The sequence below is a fragment of the Plantactinospora sp. CNZ320 genome (assembly GCF_002846275.1).
Genome location: NZ_PJMP01000001.1, coordinates 5,099,105 through 5,117,854, shown reverse-complemented (window position 1 = coordinate 5,117,854; position 18,750 = coordinate 5,099,105). Strand labels below are relative to the sequence as shown.

The window sequence follows — 18,750 nt, the reverse complement described above, 5'->3', positions numbered from 1 at the left end:
TTCGTGACCCGTCAGATCAGGTCAGGTCGAATTCGCCGTCCTTGGCACCGCCGACGAACGCATCCCACTCGTCGGGTGTGAAGATCAGGGCGGGCCCGCTCGGGTTCTTCGAGTCGCGTACCGCGATCGCGCCGCCCGCGAAGGCCACCTCGACGCAGTTGTCACAATTGGGTCCGCTACGCGAACTCTTGTGCCAGGCTGCCCCGCTCAGGTCGACGCGGTACCCCTTTGTCTCCACTTCCACAATGGCTCCTCTGCCAACTTCGAAATCAGCGCGACGGACTCCTCCGGGCGTAGGGCTGCCGCACGGATATGATCGAAGATGAATATGTATTTCTGCAGCTCATCCCGCTTCTCCAGGAAAAGCCCGCCTGTGGCGTTTTCGGCGTACACCACATCCGGATCACCCGGTTCCGGAAAGCCGAGGATGGTGAAAGTGCCGTCCATGCCGGCGTGCGCACCGGCTTCGAACGGCAGGACCTGGAGCGTGACGTTCGGTAGGTCAGCGGCCTCTACCAGCCGCTCCAACTGGGCCCGCATGACCGCGTCGCCGCCCACCGGCCGGCTGATCACCGCCTCATCGAGCACCACCCACAGATCGATCGGATCGTCCGGGTCAAGTAACGACTGACGACCCAACCGGACACGGACCCGCTTGTCGACTTCTTCGGGGACCCAGTCCGGCCGGGCGGACCGGATCATGGCCTGGGCGTACTCCTCGGTCTGCAGAAGTCCCGGTACGGTCTGCTGTTCGTACGCCCGGATCGAGGCGGCCGCCGCCTCCAGCCCGACGTACGCCCCGGCGAGCACCGGGCTGTACGGATGCCACCAGCCCTTCTGTCGGGCCTCCCGGGCGATCTGGATCAGCTCGTCGCACTCCGCGCCCGTCACGCCGTAGATGCCGAGCATGTCCCGCACGTCCCGGACGGTGGCCGTGGTGTGGCCGGTCTCGATTCGGGACACCTTGGACGCGGAGCACTCCAGCAACTCGGCGACGGCCTCGATCGTGACTCCGGCCTTCTCCCGGCGCTGGCGCAGCTCGGCGCCGAGCCGACGGCGGCGGATGGTCGGGCTCCGGCGCTCGGTCACCGGGTCACCTCCGGACGATCAATAGAGAATCGGATTGCCGCCGCGCCTTCGTGACCGCCGATCGGCGGAGGATCTTTCGCGGCGGATGGAGCGATGACCCTGTACGGCCACAGGGGGCCTAAACCGGGTCCAGTCTGCCGGTTCCACGCGCAGCGCATCAAGCGCCACCCAACCCACTATCGCCATGCCGGAGCAAAGGGCAAACTGCAACTTGCATTGATCATGTTCTTGATGCACCCTGTCCGTATGGCTCGGGCTACGCAGCGTTCCCCTCTGGTCAGGCGACGCAATGCTCCCCCATTCTCGCCTGACCGTGGAGACGGCCGTGCCGGCGGTACGGCGAGGAGCCCCGCTCCGGGGTAAGAGCCCCCGCCGCTGTATGCCAGGGCCGCTACGGCGGCTGGCGCGTCCCGGAGTCGACAGGTGTCGGCCGGGGCGATGTGGTGGCAACGACACATCGCCCCAGCCGACGCCCCACACGACCGGCCCTGGTGCACCCCCGAACGACCGCGTCCGACCCACCACCAGACCCCCGCCCGCCACTTTCGCCGGCCCGCCCGGCGCCAGTCGGACAGGAGCTGATGTGCCCCTTCCCCGCTCCGGTGACGTACTCCACGTGACCCGCGCGGCGAGCGTCCAGTTCGCCGACCCCATCTATTTCCGGGTGATCCGGGTGCACGACTGGCCGACCTACCACGGCTGGGTCTGGCTCGACGGCTACGAACTCAACCCCAGCGGCGACGCGGTCGAGCGACGGTCGATATTCGTGCAGATCAACGGGCTGCGGCACCTCCAGACCAACACCGCGCGGCGTAACTACCCGCAGCCCCGCAGGCCCGCGCTCACCAACTCCAACGCACTGGCCGCGCGGGTCCGGGTCGGCTGAGACGCGGCCGCGGCGGCCACACCACCCGCGGCGGAGGCAGCTGTGCCGGGCGCGGCTGCGGTCGAAGACACCTGCGGCAGGTGCGGCTGCGGCGAAGGCACCTGCGGCAGGTGCGGCTGCGGCGAAGGCACCTGCCGCAGACGCAGCTGCGGTGGACGCATCTGCGGCAAAGGCGGGGCGACGGCACCGGGCAGCGCCCTAGACTGGGCGTATCCACCCCAGCGTTTTGACCGACCCGCACGTCGTCGAGGGCCCCGAACCTGGGAGCCGCCGATGGCAGTTGAGACCTCCGACCGACACCGGACGACGTGTCGGAGCATGCGGGTCAGCGTACTGCTGATCCTGATCACCGTCGGGCTGCCCGGCTGTGCGAGCGGCACCGGCACCGGGCGTCCAGCGTCCGTACGGCAGCCGGTCGCCAATCCGACGTCGCCGGCCGAGTCGGGGCGTGGCAAGACCGACTCGGCCAGGACCGAACCCGACTCGGGACTCGCCGCCCCCTCCGGGCACGGCGCTGCCGCCGCCCCCGCGTCTCCCACCGACACCGACACCGCGCGGGGATGGCCGGGCCGACGCGTCCAACCCTGGCACCGCCTGCCGGCGCAGGGCGACCGGGACGAAGAGGACGACCGGGAAGACGAGTACGGCGCCGACGTTCCGGACCCGGCCGGCGACCCGGCCGGCGGGCCCGATCACGACCGGGCCGGCTACCCCGCGCCGGTCGGCCCGGACCGAGCGCCTGACGACACCGGGGAACAGCGGGCCGGCCCCGCCCACACCGGCGGACCGCCGCCGGGCTACCAGCGCTCGCTGGCGTACTCCGGCCTGTTCGGCCTGGTCATCTCCGCCGTCGGACTGGTCATGGTGGGCACCAGACGCCGCTACTGGTGACCGCGCGGGTTCGGGCACCTCGCCGTCCCCGTTCCTCTCCTCTCCTCTCCGGGCGAGATGGAAGGTGTGCCGGCCCAGCTCGTCGTCGCCGCCCGTCCGGACGCCGCCGGATCAGCCGTCCGGGGTGGGCTGTGGCGGGCCGGTCGGATCGGGCGCGGTGCTCGGCGGCGGGGTCGGCGGCTCGGCCACCACCAGCACGACCTCGCTGCCCGGCTCCACCTCCGTACCGGTCGACGGCTCGGTGTCCAGCACGGTGCCGGGCGGCCGGGCGGAGGTACGTGGCTGGATCCGGGGGACCAGCCCCAGCCGTTCCAGTGCCGCCACCGCCTCCTCCTGGCTCAGCCCGACGAGCGGCGGCAGCGGCACGGGTGCCGCGGTGGTGGCCGCCGGGGTGGGGCTCGGGGTGGGCGCGGGAGTGGTCTGCGCGGCCGTGGTCGGCGCCGCCGAGGTGGTCGGCACAGGTGACGGCGAGGTGGGGGTGTCCCGCCGGCTCGCGTCGACGATCGCCCAGCCGGCGACGACCAGCACGCCGAGCAGGACCAGTGCCACAGTTCCGATCAGGATCGGCATCCACCAGCGCCGGTCGTCCGCCTCCGCGCCGTAGTTCCAGTCCGGCTGCGGCTGCCGGGGCGGGTTCGCGCCGGGAGGCGGCACTCCGGCCCGGCCCGACCAGGCGGGCTCGCGGGGCGGCATCGGCACGGTGGCGTCCGGTGCACCGGGCTGGCGGTGGGTCCCGGCGACCCGGGTGGCATCGTCCGGCCCCGAACCGGCGCCCGTCGGCGGGCCGGCAGACGTCGGCGGGCCGGCGGGCCTGGGTGGATCGCTCGGCTCGCCGTGGCGTGGGCCGTCGTCGGGTACGCCCCAGCCGCCGTCCACGCCCCGGTCGTCCGGAGGCTGCCGCGGATCGTCGGCCATGCCACGTCCTCTCGCCATCGGATGGGACCGGGCGGACCAGCTCAACCTATCCGGCGGGACGTGCTGCGGCCATCGTCGCGGGTCCGGGCGTGTCTGCCCGTTCGACGCCGCCGCGCAGGGTTACGGCGTCGGCGTACCGCCGGGTGCGGGACCGTCGGAGCAGTGCAGCCGAACCCGCTCGTTCCAGCGCAGCACGGTACCGCCGGGCGGCTCCTGGTTGCGTACCTCGCCCCGCTCGCCGGTCGGATAGCTCGGATAGAGGCCGTCGTCGACCAGCCGCCGTGCCGCCTGCTTGCAGGACTCCCCAACGAGAGCCGGCACCACCACCTCCGGGGCCGCACCGACCACCGTGACCCGTACCGTGACGCCTCGCTTCACCGCCGTACCGCCCTTCGGGTTGGTACTGGCCACGGTGGGGTCGTCACCCGCACTGCCGAAGACGAACTGCACGCCGAGACCGAGACCGCGCAACTCCTCCCGGGCCTTCTGGAAGTTCTCGCCGACGAGATCGGGCAGGATCATCTGTCCGATCGGCGGGGAGGTGCTGCTCGGCCGGTGGCTCGGGGTCCGGCTCGGCGTACTCCGAGGTGGCTTGCTCGTGGTCTGCACCGTCGGGGCGGTGGTCGCCCCGGCGTCGTACGGCCCCTCCTGGTCCGAGCCGTCGCCGGCCAGCAGGTAGCCGCCGAGGGCACCGACGACGGCACAGATGACCAGCCCGACCGCCGCGCCCGCGAACAGACCCGTCCGGTTCGAGGGATCACCGCCCAGGTCCGGGTGCCCCGTCACAGCCTCATCCGTCATGCCGACCCTGCCTCACCATCCGGCGTACGTGAGCCACGCCGTTGTTCCGTCCGCCCGGTCCAAGTGTGTGTCCGACAGCATCGGTGGCCCGGCCCTCGAAACGCAACCGGCCACGGTTCGTGTCGGGACGGCTCCCCTTTGACGACTCGCCCCCGGTATCGGATGGACGCTACGCTGCCCCGCATGGCCGCACGAGGCTGGGGAGGATCCGTCGCGACGGCGGTCGGCGTGGCCGCCGGCGCCGGCGCCGCTCAACTGGGCTTCGGCTACGGGCTCGGCATCATCGCCTGGGTGCCGGCGGCCGGCGGCAGCAGCGAGGCGGCCTGGGTCGCCAGCCTCACCTGGGCCGCCTGGATCGCCGCCACCTCGACCGTGGCCGGTGCGGTCTGTGCGTACCGCCTCGGCGGGAGCGGCCAACGTCCGACCGGGAGCGGCCAGCGTCCGGTTGAGGGCGGCCAGCGTTCCGGCGGAGGCGGCCAGCGTTCGGCCGGGCGGGCGGGCGATCCGGCGCCGACCCTGGCCACCATGCTGTGGCGGGCCGTGCTCGCCGTCTCCAGCGCGATCGGCGCACTGGTCACCGTGGTGCTGGTGGCGGTACCCGCCCGGTCCGCGGTGCGGGTCGACACCTCCGCCCCGCAGACCGTCGCGGCCGGCTACGCCGTTCTCGGCGTACTGCTCGGACTGGTGGCGGCGATCTGGGCGATCTCGTCACCGGCCGTCGCCAGCAACGTGCTCGGTACGGTCTGCTGGCTCTGGGCGCTCGCGGTGATCTCGGTCGTCGACGGCGTACTCTCCGGGCGCGGGCTCTCCGCCGCGCAGCTCGGGGTGTGGCAGTTGACCTCCGACGGCGAGCGCTTCTGGTTCCGCGAGTACTTCTACTGGCCCGGTGCCGCCCTGTCACTCGGTTCCGCGCTGCTGATCGGTGCGCTCGCGGCCCGCTCGGCGGCCCGCCGGCCGGCGACCCGGGTCGGTGCCGCCGTCTCGGGGATCAGCGGGCCGCTGCTGGTGGCGGTCGCCTACTTCCTCGCCGCGCCCCGGCTGGTGGGCATCCGTCCCGAGCAGGTGTCGGCACACCTGATGGCGCCGTACGCGGTGGTCGCCGGTCTCGCCGGGTCGGCGCTGGTGGCGGCGCTGGCGCAGCGCGCGGAGACGATTGCCCGGCAGGGGGATCCCGGCGATGCCGGCGCCGAACCGCTCCCGTCCGGGACCGGTCCGCAGGCACCAGCACCGGCCACCGACGCCGACCCGGCGTTGCCGCCGCCCGGCACGGACTCCCGCCCGACCGAGGCGGACCGGAGCGCCCCGGCTACCGCAGCCGCCGCCTCGGACCAGCGGACCGACGGCACCGGCGACTCCGAAACCGGTACGCCGGGCGGTGCCGGTACGCCGAGCACCGGTACGCCGGGCGGTGCCGGTCGTCGGCTGCCCGGCCAGCCGGGCCGCCGGGCGCGGCGTGACGCCGACAGGGCCGCCACTTCCGGGGTACCACTGACGCCCGCCGCCCCGACCCGGGCCGGTACCGAGGCGCCCGCCGCCCCGACCCGGGCCGGTACCGAAGCGGGAGCCGCCCCGACCGCCGACGGGCCGGAGGATGTCGCCGACCGACCGGCGGATGGCACCGACGCAACGGCCGGGGCGGAGAATCCCGCCGGGCCGGTCACCGAGGACGGTGCGAAGGGCGGCCGGCTGGGCAGGTTCGGTCGGCGCTCCCGCTGACCGGGTCAGTCGACCGGCCAGGTGTGCACGGGCTGGTCGGTCCGCTGGAGTTCGCCGTACCGGTGCAGCATGTGGTGCAGCGCCTCGGACCGGTTCATCCCCCTGCCACGTTCGGCGGCCTGCACCGCCTCGACCTGCCACACTGCCCCGTTGCGCCGGGTACGGCAGCGCTGCTCGATGATGCCGAGCAGCCGGTCCCGGTGGTCGGCACCGACGCCGAACCGGTCCAGTCCGGCTGCCGCCCTGGGCAGCAGTACGTCGAGTACCAGCTCGGTCACCTTCACCTCGCCGAGCCGGGGCCAGGTGACCGAGGCGTCGATGCCCCGCCGGGCGGCGGCGTGGAAGTTCTCCTCGGCGGCGCTGAACGTCAGCTGGCTCCAGAGCGGCCGCTCGCCCTCGGCCAGGTCACGGGCGAGCCCGAAGTAGAAGGCGGCGTTGGCCAGCATGTCGACCACGGTCGGCCCGGCCGGGAGTACCCGGTTCTCCACCCGCAGGTGCGGCCGGCCGTTCATGATGTCGTAGACCGGGCGGTTCCACCGGTAGACGGTGCCGTTGTGCAGCCGTAGTTCGGGCAGCCGGGGGATGCCGCCGTTGTGGAGCACCTCGACCGGGTCCTCGTCGTCGCAGATCGGCAGCAGCGGCGGGAAGTACCGGACGTTCTCCTCGAAGAGGTCGAAGATCGAGGTGATCCACCGCTCGCCGAACCAGACCCGCGGGCGTACCCCCTGGGCCTTGAGTTCGTCCGGGCGGGTGTCGGTGGCCTGCTCGAAGAGGGCGACCCGGGTCTCGGCCCAGAGTTGCCGGCCGTGCAGGAACGGCGAGTTGGCGCCGAGCGCGACCTGCACCCCGGCGATGGCCTGCGAGGCGTTCCAGTAGTCGGCGAAGCTGTCCGGCGCGACCTGGAGGTGGAACTGGAGGCTGGTGCAGGCGGCCTCGGAGACGATCGAGTCGGTGTGGGTCTGCAACCGTTCGACGCCCCGGATGTCGAGTTCGATGTCCTCGCCCCGGGCGGCCACGATCTGGTCATTGAGCACCTGGTAACGCTCGTTGCTGGAGAGGTTGTCGCGGACCAGGTGCCGGGGGGTGAGCGTGGGGAGGATACCGATCAGGATGATGTTGGCGTCGGACTTGACCGCCAGTTCCTCCGCCCGGCCGAGGCTGGCCCGCAGGTCCTGCTCGTAGTCGGCGAAGCCGGCGCCCTCGATCAACCGGGGCCGGGCGTTGAGTTCCAGGTTGAACTGGCCGAGCTCGGTCTGGAAGCTGGGGTCCCCGAGGTTGTCCAGCACCTCCGCGTTGCGCATCGCCGGCTCGGCGTTCGCGTCCACCAGGTTCAGTTCGATCTCCAGGCCGGTGGTCGGCCGATCGGCGTCGAAGCCGAAGTCGTCCAGCATGAGCGCGAAGACGTCCAGACAGCGGCGTACCTTCTGCCGGTATCGGATCCGGTCCTCCCTGGTGAAGGGGACCTCCGACACGTCCTGGCCCATCGACCCTCCCGCCGTGCGGTGCTGTCCGCGCAGTCCCGGGGGATGCCCCGGGAAGGCGTGTTGGAATCATTACGGTAGGAGCACCACGCGCGCGTGACCAGGGCCACGGCGCCCGCCGACCCCGGTGACCCGCCGACCCGGCGAGCGGAGAGCGGCGCTGTGTCCACGATCGCACACGACCGAGCTGCTCTTTCCATCGGGAGCATTACCCAGCGAGGCGCCCCGGTCACCATGAGATCGGTGACCGGGGCGTCCTGGTGCCGACTTGACCGTGTCGGCCGGCGAAGGTCAGGCCTGGCGGATGGCCTCGCCCTCGATCTCGATCTTGATCTTCTTGCCGACAAGTACGCCGCCGGTCTCCAGCGCGACGTTCCAGGTCAGCCCGAAGTCCTCCCGGTCGATCTCGGTGCTCGCGGTGAAGCCGAAGATGTCCTGGCCGAACGGGCTGCGGCCGGCGCCCTCGAACTCGACCTCCAGGTCCACCTGCTTGGTGACGCCCTTGATCGTCAGGTCACCGGTGAGCACGAACTCGTTGCCGCTGTGCGACTTGACCCCCGTGCTGCGGAACTCCAGGGTCGGGTACTTCTCCGTCTCCAGGAAGTCGCCGCTGCGCAGGTGGTTGTCGCGGTCGTCGGCGCCGGTGTCGATGCTGGCGGCCTGGATGGTCGCGGTCACCGCGGAGTCCAGCGGGTTCTCGGCGACGGTGATGGTCGCCTCCGCCTCACGGAACCGGCCGCGGACCTTGCTCACCATCATGTGCCGGGCCACGAAGCCGACGCGCTTGTGCGCCTGGTCGAGCAGGTACGTCCCGGCGGTGGGGATCGTCAGTCCTTCCCACGTACGGGTGGTGGTGGACTCGGCGCTGCTGGTCATGGTGATGTCTCCCCAGGAATAGGTTGTGTGACCGATGTCTGACGAAGCAACTATAGACACAGCAATATTCCCCGTGTCAATTACTGCTACGATGACCCTGTGACCAAGAACCTGTACGACGACGGCCGGATCACCGCCGTGGGCCTCGTCATGGAGGTGTACGCGGGGCTCGCCGCGAGGTTTGCCGCGCAGTTCGAGGAGCACGGACTGTCGACGGTCGAGTTCGAGGTCCTGATGCGGCTGGCCCGCTCACCCGAGCAGCAACTCCGGATGACCGACCTCGCCGCGCAGACCTCGCTCTCCACCAGCGGCGTGACCCGGGTCGTCGACCGGATGGAGCGGGACGGGCTGCTCTGCCGCCGCGCCTGCCCGTCCGACCGGCGCAGCGCGTACGCGGTGGTGACGGAGGCCGGCATGGCGCGACTCGAGGAGACGCTGCCCGGCCACATCCAACTGATCCAGGACTGGTTCGTCGGACAACTCGAACCCGCCAGGCTGGAGAGCCTGCTCGACTCGCTGCGGATCGTCCGGGACGCGGTGCATCCCGGTGCCACCGCCGGCAGCCTCGGCGCCGGAGCGACAAGCGACTGTTGATCTCCGGGGTACGGAGTGCCAGCAACCACCACGGATCCTGCTTATCACCCCAGGACGGGACGAGCGGCACGCTCCGGCGACCACCGGCAGAAAGACCGGCAGAACTCAGCCGCAAATAGCCATGTTTTCCGTTAAGCAGAAAAAACGGGCGCCGAGAGCTGGTTAATCTTCAGGCAGCCGGGGGCTCTGGGACGTGGCGCGAGCGGGGATCAGTAAGGGCTCTGTCGGGGGGCTGTCCCGCTCGCGCCACGGCCCTGAGATGAACACACGCCCTGAGGTGAACACACGGCCCTGAGGTGAACACTGCCACGGGCCTGAGGTGACGTAACCCCGAAGCCGCCCGGTCAGCTCCCGGGCTCCTCCGTCCGGTCCACGGCCGCCGCGTCGACAAGTGCCCGCTCCCGGGGCAGCAGGACGATTGCCCCCTCCCGGCACACCTGGTCCAGACGCCGCAGCGCCGCCGCCCGGGCCGCCGGCTCGTCGGTGCTCGCCACCAGGCCGACCAGCGCCTCGGCCACGTCCCGCAGGTCACGAGAACCCTCGCAGGCCCGCACGGCCGCCGCGTACCACTCGGCCGCCCACTCCCGGTCACCCCGCCACATCGCCAGGCTCGCCTCGATCAACGCGCAGATCCCGTCGTCGCGGGGAGCGTCCTCCTCCGCACCGGAACGTCCGGGCTCCAGTTCCGCCGGGCCGGCACCGTCGACCGACTTGCGGGCGCGCAACTCGGCGAGTACCGCCGTCGCCTCGTCGATCCGCCCGTCCTGGGCGAGCGCCAGACCGACCGTGCCGAGCACGCGCCGACGGTGCCCGGGGTCGCCGAGGTCACCCAGGGCGGCGACCGCCTGCCGACCGTGCCGGACCGCGTCTGCGTACCGGCCCTCCAGGCGGGCCGCCTCCGCCAGGTTGGCCCGGGCCAGCACCCGGAGCCGTTCCTCCCCGCACTCCCCGGCGAGCCGGTCCACCGCCGCCAAGCGTCGCCGCGCCGCGACGAGGTCGCCGACCCTGATCTCGTGCCAGGTCAGGTTGTTCTGCGCCACCGCCATGTCCCGGATCCGTCCGGCCCGGGTGGCCAGCTCCAGCGCCGCCTCGCCGTGCCGTCGCGCCTCGTCGTGGCCGCCGAGCGCGGTCCACAGTCCACAGAGCACGTTCCGGGCCGCCAGCTCACCCGGAATGTCGGACAACCGCTGGAACGTCGCCACCGCCTCCTCGGCGGCCGGCAGCTCCTGCGGCCCGGCACCGTGCTCCTGGGCGAGTTGCGCCACACCGACCTGCGCCCAGGCCCGGTCCGCCGGGTCGGCGTCAGGGGTGCGCGGATCGTCGAGCAGCCGACGCAGCCACTGCCGGCCGGCCACGTCCCGCCCCCGGTAACGCCACCAACGGGCGAGGTTCCCGGCCAGTCGCAGCGCGGTGTGCGGATCGTCGTTCGCCGAGTACGCCAGTGCGGTCCAGAGGTCACCGGCGACCTCGTCGAGCCGGCCGACCGCCTCGACGAGTCTGGCACCGGCCAGGTCCGGCGCGACCCGGGCGGCAAGCGCGGCGAAGACCGAGGCGTGCCGTCGACGGATCGCGGCTGTCTCACCGTTGGCGGTGGCACGTTCGGCGGCGAAGTCCCGCACCACGTCCAGGACCCGGAACCGCAGCGGCCCGGTACCCCGCGAGCCGATCAGCCCGTGCGCCAGCAGACGGTCCAACAGACGTACCGGATCGACCGGGTCGGGCCGCTCGGCGCCGGCACCCCTGGCCGGAGCGTCACCGTCGACGGGTCCCGGTGCATCCGGGCCGGTCCCGGCACCGGCCGGGGGCGGATCGGGGGCGAGCATCGCCTCGGCCAGCTCGACGGACCAGCGGTTGCGCAACACCGAGAGGCGGCGCAGCGCGGCCCGCTCGTCGGCGTCGAGCAGCCGGTAGCTCGCCGCCACCGTGTCCCGCAGGGTCACCGCCGCCTCCCGACCCACCGGCGGCGCGCCGAGGTCGAGCAGGCGGTTGCCGTACCGGTCGAGCAGCTCGTTGAGGTTGAGCACCCGGCCGTGCGCGGCGGCGAGTTCGATGGCCAGGGGCAGCCCGCCGAGCCGGCGTACCAGCTCGACGAGCGCGACCACCTCGTCCGGCTGCGGCGGCTCGCGGCCGATCTGGCGCAGCCGGGCCAGCAGCAGCGCGACGGCCGGATAGTCGGCCACCACCGTGAGGTCGGCCGGGACGTCGGCGGGCGGCACCTCCAGCGGAGTGACCGGCCGGACCCGCTCGCCGGGAAGTCCCACCGGATGCCGTCCGGTGGTCAGCACCCGCAGCGTCGGCGCGATCTCGGCGAGCCGGTCGAGCGCCTCGGCGGCCGCACCGGGAGCCCGCTCGACGGCGTCCACCAGCAGCAACGACGGCGCGTCGGAGAACCGGCCGGCGAGGTCACTGGCCCGGCCGACGCCGAAGACTGTGGCGACGACGGACAGGACGTCGCCCTCGGTGGACCCCTCGATCATCACGATCCCGCTGGTGCCGCCGGGAAACTCGTCGGCCACCTCCCGGGCCACCTTGAGGGCCAGCCCGGTCTTTCCCACTCCGGCGAGCCCGACCAGGCTGACCACACCGCGCGCCAACCGGGGTTGTTCGGTGAGCATCGCGGCCAGGTCTGCCACGTCCCGGTCCCGACCGATCAGCTCACCCGGCTCGGGCAGCCCGAAACCGCGCGGCGCCCGGTGCCGGGACGGCGGGGTCGGGACGCCGCCCGGCTCCGCCGCCGTACCGGCCTGGCCCCGGGCCAGCGCGACGAAGTCGGCCCGCTCCTGGCTGGCCAGACCGAGCGCGGCAGCGAGCAGCTCGACTGTGGTCCGCTGTGGACGGGAGGCCCGGCCCCGTTCGAGGTCACGGACTGTACGGATCCCGACGGCGGCCCGTTCCGCGAGTTCGGCCTGGGTCAGCCCGGCCGCCAGCCGGTGCCGGCGGAGCAACTCGGCGAAGCCACCCGGAACCCGGTCAGTGCCATGATCCGGAGTCATGGCCAGGAAGGGTACGCAGCTCGATAGCGCCTAGGCAGGGATACGTCGCGCTACCGACGGAAGAGGACATAGATATCCGACAGATCACCGATGACCGGTTCCGGCCGGTAACCGAACCCTCACCGCTCGATGGGAACCGGTACCGGAGCGGCCGGTGACCCGGCGTCGGGAGACCGCTTCCCGGCACCGGAGAACCGCTGGTGCAACCGGCGCAGCGGCGCCGGCGCCCACCAGTTCCACTCGCCGAGCAGACTCATCACCGCCGGCATCAGCAGTCCGCGTACGACTGTGACGTCGAGGAGTACGGCCACCGCCATGCCGAAGCCGATCTCCTTGACCGCGGTCAGGTCACCGAGCAGGAAACCCAGGAAGACGATCGTGATGCAGACCGCCGCCGAGGTCACCACCGGACCGGTCCGGGTGATCCCGGCCAGTACCGCCGCCTCCCCGGCCCGGAGGCGGGCCTGCGGGGTACGCAGACCGGACCGGCGGCGCCACTCCTCCCTGATTCGGGCCAGCAGGAACACCTCGTAGTCCATCGACAGTCCGAAGACGAATACGAAGAGCAGTACCGGGGTGGTCAGGTCGATCGCCCCCCAGGACTCCACGCCGAGCAGGGCCGCCCCGACACCCCACTGGAAGACCACCACCAGTACCCCGAGGGTGGCGAGCAGGGTCAGCACGTTCATCACCAGCGCCTTGACCGGGATGACCAGCGAGCCGGTGAGTACGAAGAGCAGGACGGTGGTGACGAGCAACAACACCCCCACCGCGTACGGCAGCCGTTGCGCGACCGACGACCGGTAGTCGACCAGCTCGGCGGCGGCCCCACCGACGAGCAGCGGCAGCGGCTGCTCCAGGGCGCGCACCGCACGGACGAGTTCCCGGGACTCGGGGCCGCCGGTCTCGCCGCGCGGGGTCAGGTCGATCATCACCGCCCGGCCCGGCACGTCGGGGCGGGGCTGCATCCGGATCACCTGCGGCAGGGTGTTGAGCTGGTTCATCAGGTCCCGTACCTCGGCACTGGCCGGATCCGCCTCCACGACGACGGTCACCGGGGCGGCCCGGCCGGCCTCGAAGTCGCGCAGCAACACGTCGTGCACCTGTCGGGCCTCCATCGACCGGGGCAGCGCCCGGGCGTCGGAGTTGGCCAGGTTGGCGCCGGCCAGGAAGGGCAGGGCCAGCAGCAGCAGGCCGGCGGAGACGCCGAACGCCACCGGGCCGGGCCTGCGCTGCGCGTACCCGGCAAGCCGGCCGAGCAGGCCGGCGTCGGACGTACCCCAGTTCGGGACGACGCGGCGGGCCGGCCGGGCGGCGGCGGCCAGCGCCCGGCGGACCCAGGTCCGGGCACCGGGGGCCGGGATGTGCCGGTGGGCGACGGCGACCAGCGCCGGCAGCAGGGTCAGCCCGGCCAGCGTGGCCAGGGCCACCGCCAGCGCGCCGCCGAGCGCCATCGCGGCGAGCAACGGCTCCGCGAAGGCGTAGAGGCCGACCATCGCTGCGGCGACCGCCAGGCCGGAGATCAGCACGGTACGGCCGGCAGTGTCCATCGTCCGGGCCAGCGCCTCGACGGGGCCAACCGGATCCGTCTGGTGCGCGCGCTCCTCGCGGAACCGGGCGATCAGCAGCAGCGCGTAGTCCACGGTCAGGCCGATGCCGAGCAGCGTCACCACGTTGACGGTGAACTCGCCGACCCCGGTGACCGCGGTCAGGCCGTAGAGGCCGAGCAGGGTCACCGCGACGGCGGCGAGCGCGGCGAGCAGCGGAAGCACCCCGGCCAGCAGTCCGCCGAGGATCACCACCAGCGCCACCAGGAGTACGCCGAGCGCGATCGACTCACCGACGGCCGCGTCGTCGATCGCCTGCTCGGCGAAGGCCCGCTCGGCCAGCTCCTCGCCGCCGACCAGCACCTGTGGGGCGTCGATGCCGCGCAGCAGGGCGGCCACCGAGTCCTCGGCCACCTCCCGTTCGGCGGTGGGCAGCCCGTCGACCAGTTCGACCCGGACCAGTGTGCTGCGGTTGTCGGCGCCGATCCGGCCGCCTGCCGCGTTGTAGAGGTCCTCGACCTCCTGCACCCCCGGTACGGCCTGGACCTGGGCGCGTACCTGGTTGACGCTTGCCACCAGCGCCGGGTCGTACGGGTCCCGGTCGCGGACGATCGCGACCACTGTCGGACCCTCGGGCAGGAGTTCGCCGATCCGGCGGTCGGCCCGCTGCGACTCGGCGTCGGGGCGCAGGTTGTCGGTGTCGACCAGCCGGTCGAAGACCTGCCCGCCGAGGGTCGCCCCGGCCAGGACGAGTCCCAGCCAGCCGACAAGTACCGCCCAGCGCCAGCGCCACAACCACCGTCCGTACCCAGCGAACATGCCGAACCTCCCCTGAGTCGACGCCCGCTCGTCGCCCTCGGCGCACATGCAAACACCCAGAGCAGTCGACCGTCAGCCGCTATCCGGTCAGAATCGACTGTCCGGTGTGTCGGGTCGGCTCCGGTCGGCCGTCCGGCGTGGCGGGGTCGAGCGGGATCGTGCCCCGGTCGAGGGCGTGGTCGGGACGTAGGTCGATCCTCGAAAGGGATCAGCCGCGTCCGGTGGCGCGGCGGGCCCGGAGGCGTTCGGCGAGTGCGCCGAGGGCCGGGGCGGCGTCGGCCAGCTCGGCCCGCTGCTCGTCGCTGATCTCGGCCATGGCGTCGGCGAAGATCCGGGCCCAGGCGTCCTCGATCCGGGCCGAGCCGTGCGCCGCGTCGACCGTGGCGTGCAGCCGTACGGCCCGTCTGTCGTTCGGGTCGGGTTCGCGGCGGAGCAGGTTGCGGGCCACCAGGGCGCGAACCGTCGCGCTCACGTTGCTGGCGTGCAGGCCGAGGTCACGGGCGAGGGTGCTCACCGAGACGCCGGGGGCGTCGGCGACGTACCGCAGCACCTCCAGCTCGGAGGGGGGCAGTTGGCCCAGCCCGGCCGCATCGACCCCGTGCAGCCGCATCACCCGGCTCAGTTGGTACAGAACCGGTACGAGTGTCCTCGCCTGCCGGAGAACCGCCTCGTCCGCCATGGTCACTCGTTTCACTTCACGAGAATAACGCTAGACATAGTTATATAGGTATAGTAATTTGCCGTCGTGACCTCCGCCCCCTCCAGGACCGACGAGTCCAGCCCACCCCCGCCGCCAGGGACAACCGGCGAGCCACCCGGCAGGAAACGCCGGCTGCTGCTCCCGGCCCTGGTGCTGCTGGCCTTCGTGCCGCCGATGGGCATCGACATGTACCTGCCGGCCTTCCCCCGGATGGCCGACGAGTTCCGCACCGACCCCGCCGGGATCCAGCTCACCCTCACCGCGTTCGTGGTCGGGCTGGCCCTCGGTCAGCTCGTGCTCGGCCCGCTCTCCGACCGGTACGGCCGCCGCCTGCTGATCCTCGCCGGCACGGCGGTCTGCGCCACCTCCGCCGCCGCCTGCGCCTTCGCGCCCACCCTGGAGACGCTCACCGCGCTCCGGTTCGTGATGGGATTCAGCGCGGCGGCCGGGGTGGTGGTCGGCCGGGCCGTCATCTCCGACACCGCCCAGGGGCCGGCCGCCGCCCGGATGTTCGGCATCCTGATGGCGCTCACCGGCATCGCCCCGATCACCGCACCGCTGATCGGCGGCGTGGTGACCAGCGCCGCCGGCTGGCGCGCGGTCTGGGTCACCCTGGCCGTCGGGCTGCTGCTCACCCTGCTCGTCGCGCTGGTCGGCGTGCCCGAGAGCCTGCCACCGGAGCGCCGGCACGCCGGTGGGCTGCGCGCCACCCTGGCCACCGCGCGGTCGTTGCTCACCGACCGGATCTACCTCGGCTACATCTTCGCGTTCGGCTTCGGGTTCGCGGCCCTGTTCTGCTACATCGCCGCCTCGCCCTTCTTCCTCCAGCACGTGCTGGGGCTCTCCGTCCGGCAGGCCGCCGTCGCCTTCGCGGCCGGTGCACTGGTCTCCGCCGTGAGCAGCGCGCTCAACGCCCGGGTCGTCGGCCGGGGCGCCTCACCGGCACTCCTGCTCCGGATCGGCCTGGCCGTCATGCTGGCCACCACCGGCGGCCTGCTCGCCGTCACCCTGGCCGGGCGCCTCGACCGGGTGGTCGCGGCCGTACTGCTGCTCTTCTTCGTCGGGCTCGGCATGATCATGGGGAACGCGACGTCGCTGGCGATCCAACGGGTACCGAAGGCCGCCGGCAGCGGGTCCGCGGTGCTCGGCACCCTCCAGGGCGTACTCGCGGCGGTGGCGGCACCGCTGATGGGGCTCGGCGGCCGGGACAACGCGGTCGCACTGTTCCTGGGCATGACGGTCTGCCTCACGGTCGCCTGCCTCGCGCTGCTGCTCACCCGGGGCCACCGGCCCGGCACGGCGCCCGGAGCGGCGGATATGCCGGAGCGCCCGGCCTGAGGCCGATATCCGAACCTGCCACCCGTACGGATGACGACGACTACTCTCCGGAGTATGACCCGAGGGTTGCTCGCACTCAGAGTAGCCAGCGCCCTTCTGGTGCTGCCGTCGCTGACGACGGGCGGCGCACCCGGAGCCGCGATGGTGAGGACTCCGACCCAGGCCCGAGCGGGTACCCCGGCCCGGCCCTGCCCGGCCCCGACCCCGCCGGTGCCCCGGCCCACCCGCCCCGCCCCACCGCCCCTCGACCCGGCGAAGGCTGCGGTCGGCGGTCCGGCACTGGCCACCGCCGGCCTGGTCACCCCGTCCGGCGTCGCCGAACCGCCCCGGGTCACCGCCACCTCGTGGCTGGTCGCCGACCTGACCAGCGGCGCGGTGCTCGGCGGCTGCGGCCCGCACGAGTACGGGGTACCGGCCAGCGTGCAGAAGCTGCTGCTGGTGGCGGCGGTGCTGCCGCACCTCGACCCGCACCGGGTGGTCGAGGTGACCGAGTCGGATCTCGACTTCGAGCCGGGCAGTTCGGCGGTGGGGCTGGTCCGGGGCGGCCGGTACCCGGTCGAGACGCTCTGGCTCGGCCTGATGCTCAACTCCGGCAACGACGCGGCGAACGTGCTGGCCCGGCTCGGCGGGGGTACCGGTGGCCAGGCCGGTGGGGTCGCGGCGATGAACGCCGAGGCGGCCCGGCTCGGCGCGTACCAGACGCACGCCGCCACACCGTCCGGACTGGACGGTCCCGGGCAGTACACCAGCGCCTACGACCTGGCGCTTATCGCCCGCGCCTGCTTCGCGCACCCCGACTTCCGGCGGTACGCCGGCACGAAGATGGCGCAGGTGCCGGCGCAGGCGGCGAACAACACCAAGGGCTATCCGATCTGGAACGACAACCAGCTCCTGCACCGCTATCCCGGCGCGCTCGGCGGCAAGACCGGCTACACCGACCTGGCCCGGCACAGCTTCGTCGGGGCGGCCGAGCGGAACGGGCGTACCCTGCTGGTCACCCTGCTCGGTGCGGAGTCGCAGCCACAGCGCGGCTGGGAGCAGGGTGCCGCGCTGCTCGACTGGGGATTCGGGCTGCCCGCCGACGCGACGGTCGGCCAGCTCGTCGCCGCCGGGCAGGACACCCGCAACCAGATCTCGTCACCGGCCGCCGGCGCCACCCCGACCCGCCCCGAGCGGGGATTCCGGGCCGACTGGCTGCTCGGCACGGTGGCCCCGGTGATCCTGGTCGGCACCCTGCTGGTGCTCCTGGTCCGGCAGCGGCGCCGGGCCGCCCGTCGACAGCAGGGCGGTGACCCGGGATCCGGCTAACCCGCCGGGGCCGGCGGGGCGACCTCGGAGACCTCCAGGACCCGGCCGGCCAGCTCGACGCCGGGCAGCTCCTCCTGCCGGTACGCCGCCCGGCGCGGATCGTCCAGATAGGACTGGTACCCGTCCCGCCCGCCGAACGAGAGCAGGTGCACCTCGGTACGGCCGTCGCCGGTACGCAGCCGCTGTTCCAGCCGGCCACCGTGTTCGGCCAGCAGCGCCAGTACCCGCTCCTCGTAGCGGGCGAAGGCGGCCAGGTGCTCCTCGGGGACGTCGAGAACCGCGACGATCCGGATCCGCGACCGGGGTTCCGAGCCGTCCAGGCGCTTGATGAAGTGCAGGTCGGCGTACCCGCCGGGGAAGCCCTCGCTGCGACCGACCTGGACGTAGCCGTGCCGGCGGTAGAACGGCGGCGCCTGGAACTCGAACGACGAGACGATCATGCGGTCGCAGCCGCGCCGCCGGGCCTCCTCCTCGGCGGCCCGCAGCAGCCGGCCGCCGACGCCGCGCCGCCGGTGGTCCTCCCGGACCCAGACCATGCTGATGCCGCCGCAGCCGCCCCAGGTCCAGCCGGTCAGGCCGCCGACCAGCTCGCCCGCCCCGTCGGTCACCCGGACCGAGAGGTCGGCCTCGTCGTCGGCGCCGGTCGCCGCGTTGTTGAAGGCGCTCAGCTCCGCGCTGAGCCGCCCGGACAGCTCCGGGTCGTCCCCGCCGACCGCGACCGCCAGCCCGGCGTCAGGTTCCGTCGTCATCCGCGCAGTATCCGCAACGGCCTGCGCCGGCAGGTCGCGGCCCCTGG

General features: G+C 72.8%; 16 protein-coding genes. 6 read left to right on the top strand and 10 right to left on the bottom strand.

The window, feature by feature from the left end; translation table 11 throughout:
* Positions 1-16: 16 nt before the first annotated feature.
* Both CLT71_RS22750 and CLT71_RS22745 read right to left on the bottom strand, forming a co-directional pair.
* Positions 17-238, bottom strand: coding sequence for a DUF397 domain-containing protein (locus tag CLT71_RS22750; protein ID WP_101368887.1), 222 nt, complete (start codon positions 236-238; stop codon positions 17-19).
* Positions 208-1,089 (bottom strand): Scr1 family TA system antitoxin-like transcriptional regulator, encoded by an 882-nt coding sequence (locus CLT71_RS22745; protein WP_101368886.1) that lies wholly within the window; start codon positions 1,087-1,089, stop codon positions 208-210. The genes CLT71_RS22750 and CLT71_RS22745 overlap by 31 nt, the downstream gene beginning before the upstream one ends.
* 583 nt (positions 1,090-1,672) lie before the next feature.
* On the opposite strand from CLT71_RS22745, the gene CLT71_RS22740 reads away from it, so the two are divergent.
* Together CLT71_RS22740 and CLT71_RS22735 are read left to right on the top strand one after the other, a co-directional pair.
* On the top strand, positions 1,673-1,975 hold the full coding sequence (locus CLT71_RS22740; RefSeq protein ID WP_101368885.1) for a hypothetical protein: 303 nt from the start codon (positions 1,673-1,675) through the stop codon (positions 1,973-1,975).
* Between the two features lie 318 nt (positions 1,976-2,293).
* Complete coding sequence (locus CLT71_RS22735) at positions 2,294-2,866, top strand: hypothetical protein (RefSeq protein ID WP_101368884.1); 573 nt, start codon at positions 2,294-2,296, stop codon at positions 2,864-2,866.
* A gap of 111 nt (positions 2,867-2,977) precedes the next feature.
* Here CLT71_RS22735 and CLT71_RS22730 read toward each other — a convergent pair whose 3' ends face one another.
* Both CLT71_RS22730 and CLT71_RS22725 read right to left on the bottom strand, forming a co-directional pair.
* Positions 2,978-3,781, bottom strand: a complete 804-nt coding sequence (locus tag CLT71_RS22730) for a PASTA domain-containing protein (protein ID WP_158242279.1) — start codon at positions 3,779-3,781, stop codon at positions 2,978-2,980.
* A gap of 120 nt (positions 3,782-3,901) precedes the next feature.
* A complete protein-coding gene (locus tag CLT71_RS22725; RefSeq protein WP_101368882.1) occupies positions 3,902-4,582 on the bottom strand; it encodes a PASTA domain-containing protein in 681 nt (226 codons plus the stop codon).
* A 183-nt stretch (positions 4,583-4,765) separates the two neighbouring features.
* On the opposite strand from CLT71_RS22725, the gene CLT71_RS37080 reads away from it, so the two are divergent.
* Positions 4,766-6,298, top strand: a complete 1,533-nt coding sequence (locus CLT71_RS37080) for a hypothetical protein (RefSeq protein ID WP_101368881.1) — start codon at positions 4,766-4,768, stop codon at positions 6,296-6,298.
* 5 nt (positions 6,299-6,303) lie between these two features.
* Here the strand turns inward: CLT71_RS37080 and CLT71_RS22715 are convergent, their stop codons facing one another.
* Both CLT71_RS22715 and CLT71_RS22710 read right to left on the bottom strand, forming a co-directional pair.
* Complete coding sequence (locus CLT71_RS22715) at positions 6,304-7,782, bottom strand: glutamate-cysteine ligase family protein (RefSeq protein WP_101368880.1); 1,479 nt, start codon at positions 7,780-7,782, stop codon at positions 6,304-6,306.
* A gap of 288 nt (positions 7,783-8,070) precedes the next feature.
* Complete coding sequence (locus CLT71_RS22710) at positions 8,071-8,655, bottom strand: YceI family protein (protein WP_101368879.1); 585 nt, start codon at positions 8,653-8,655, stop codon at positions 8,071-8,073.
* A 150-nt stretch (positions 8,656-8,805) separates the two neighbouring features.
* Here CLT71_RS22710 and CLT71_RS22705 point away from each other — a divergent pair, with 150 nt between their 5' ends.
* The gene (locus tag CLT71_RS22705; RefSeq protein WP_486483716.1) at positions 8,806-9,249 is read left to right on the top strand and encodes a MarR family winged helix-turn-helix transcriptional regulator; all 444 of its coding nucleotides are present in this window, start codon (positions 8,806-8,808) and stop codon (positions 9,247-9,249) included.
* Between the two features lie 344 nt (positions 9,250-9,593).
* Here CLT71_RS22705 and CLT71_RS22700 read toward each other — a convergent pair whose 3' ends face one another.
* From CLT71_RS22700 to CLT71_RS22690, 3 genes are all read right to left on the bottom strand, one after another.
* A complete protein-coding gene (locus CLT71_RS22700; protein WP_101368877.1) occupies positions 9,594-12,242 on the bottom strand; it encodes a helix-turn-helix domain-containing protein in 2,649 nt (882 codons plus the stop codon).
* A 119-nt stretch (positions 12,243-12,361) separates the two neighbouring features.
* On the bottom strand, positions 12,362-14,608 hold the full coding sequence (locus CLT71_RS22695; protein WP_101368876.1) for an MMPL family transporter: 2,247 nt from the start codon (positions 14,606-14,608) through the stop codon (positions 12,362-12,364).
* Positions 14,609-14,816: 208 nt separating this feature from the next.
* Positions 14,817-15,302, bottom strand: coding sequence for a MarR family transcriptional regulator (locus tag CLT71_RS22690; protein WP_199187683.1), 486 nt, complete (start codon positions 15,300-15,302; stop codon positions 14,817-14,819).
* A gap of 51 nt (positions 15,303-15,353) precedes the next feature.
* On the opposite strand from CLT71_RS22690, the gene CLT71_RS22685 reads away from it, so the two are divergent.
* Both CLT71_RS22685 and CLT71_RS22680 read left to right on the top strand, forming a co-directional pair.
* Complete coding sequence (locus CLT71_RS22685) at positions 15,354-16,646, top strand: multidrug effflux MFS transporter (RefSeq protein WP_199187682.1); 1,293 nt, start codon at positions 15,354-15,356, stop codon at positions 16,644-16,646.
* Between the two features lie 54 nt (positions 16,647-16,700).
* Positions 16,701-17,954, top strand: coding sequence for a D-alanyl-D-alanine carboxypeptidase family protein (locus tag CLT71_RS22680; protein WP_101368875.1), 1,254 nt, complete (start codon positions 16,701-16,703; stop codon positions 17,952-17,954).
* On the opposite strand, the gene CLT71_RS22675 is transcribed toward CLT71_RS22680, so the two are convergent.
* The gene (locus tag CLT71_RS22675; protein ID WP_101368874.1) at positions 17,951-18,703 is read right to left on the bottom strand and encodes a GNAT family N-acetyltransferase; all 753 of its coding nucleotides are present in this window, start codon (positions 18,701-18,703) and stop codon (positions 17,951-17,953) included. The two genes, CLT71_RS22680 and CLT71_RS22675, sit on opposite strands and share 4 nt — an antisense overlap.
* Between the last annotated feature and the right edge of the window lie 47 nt (positions 18,704-18,750).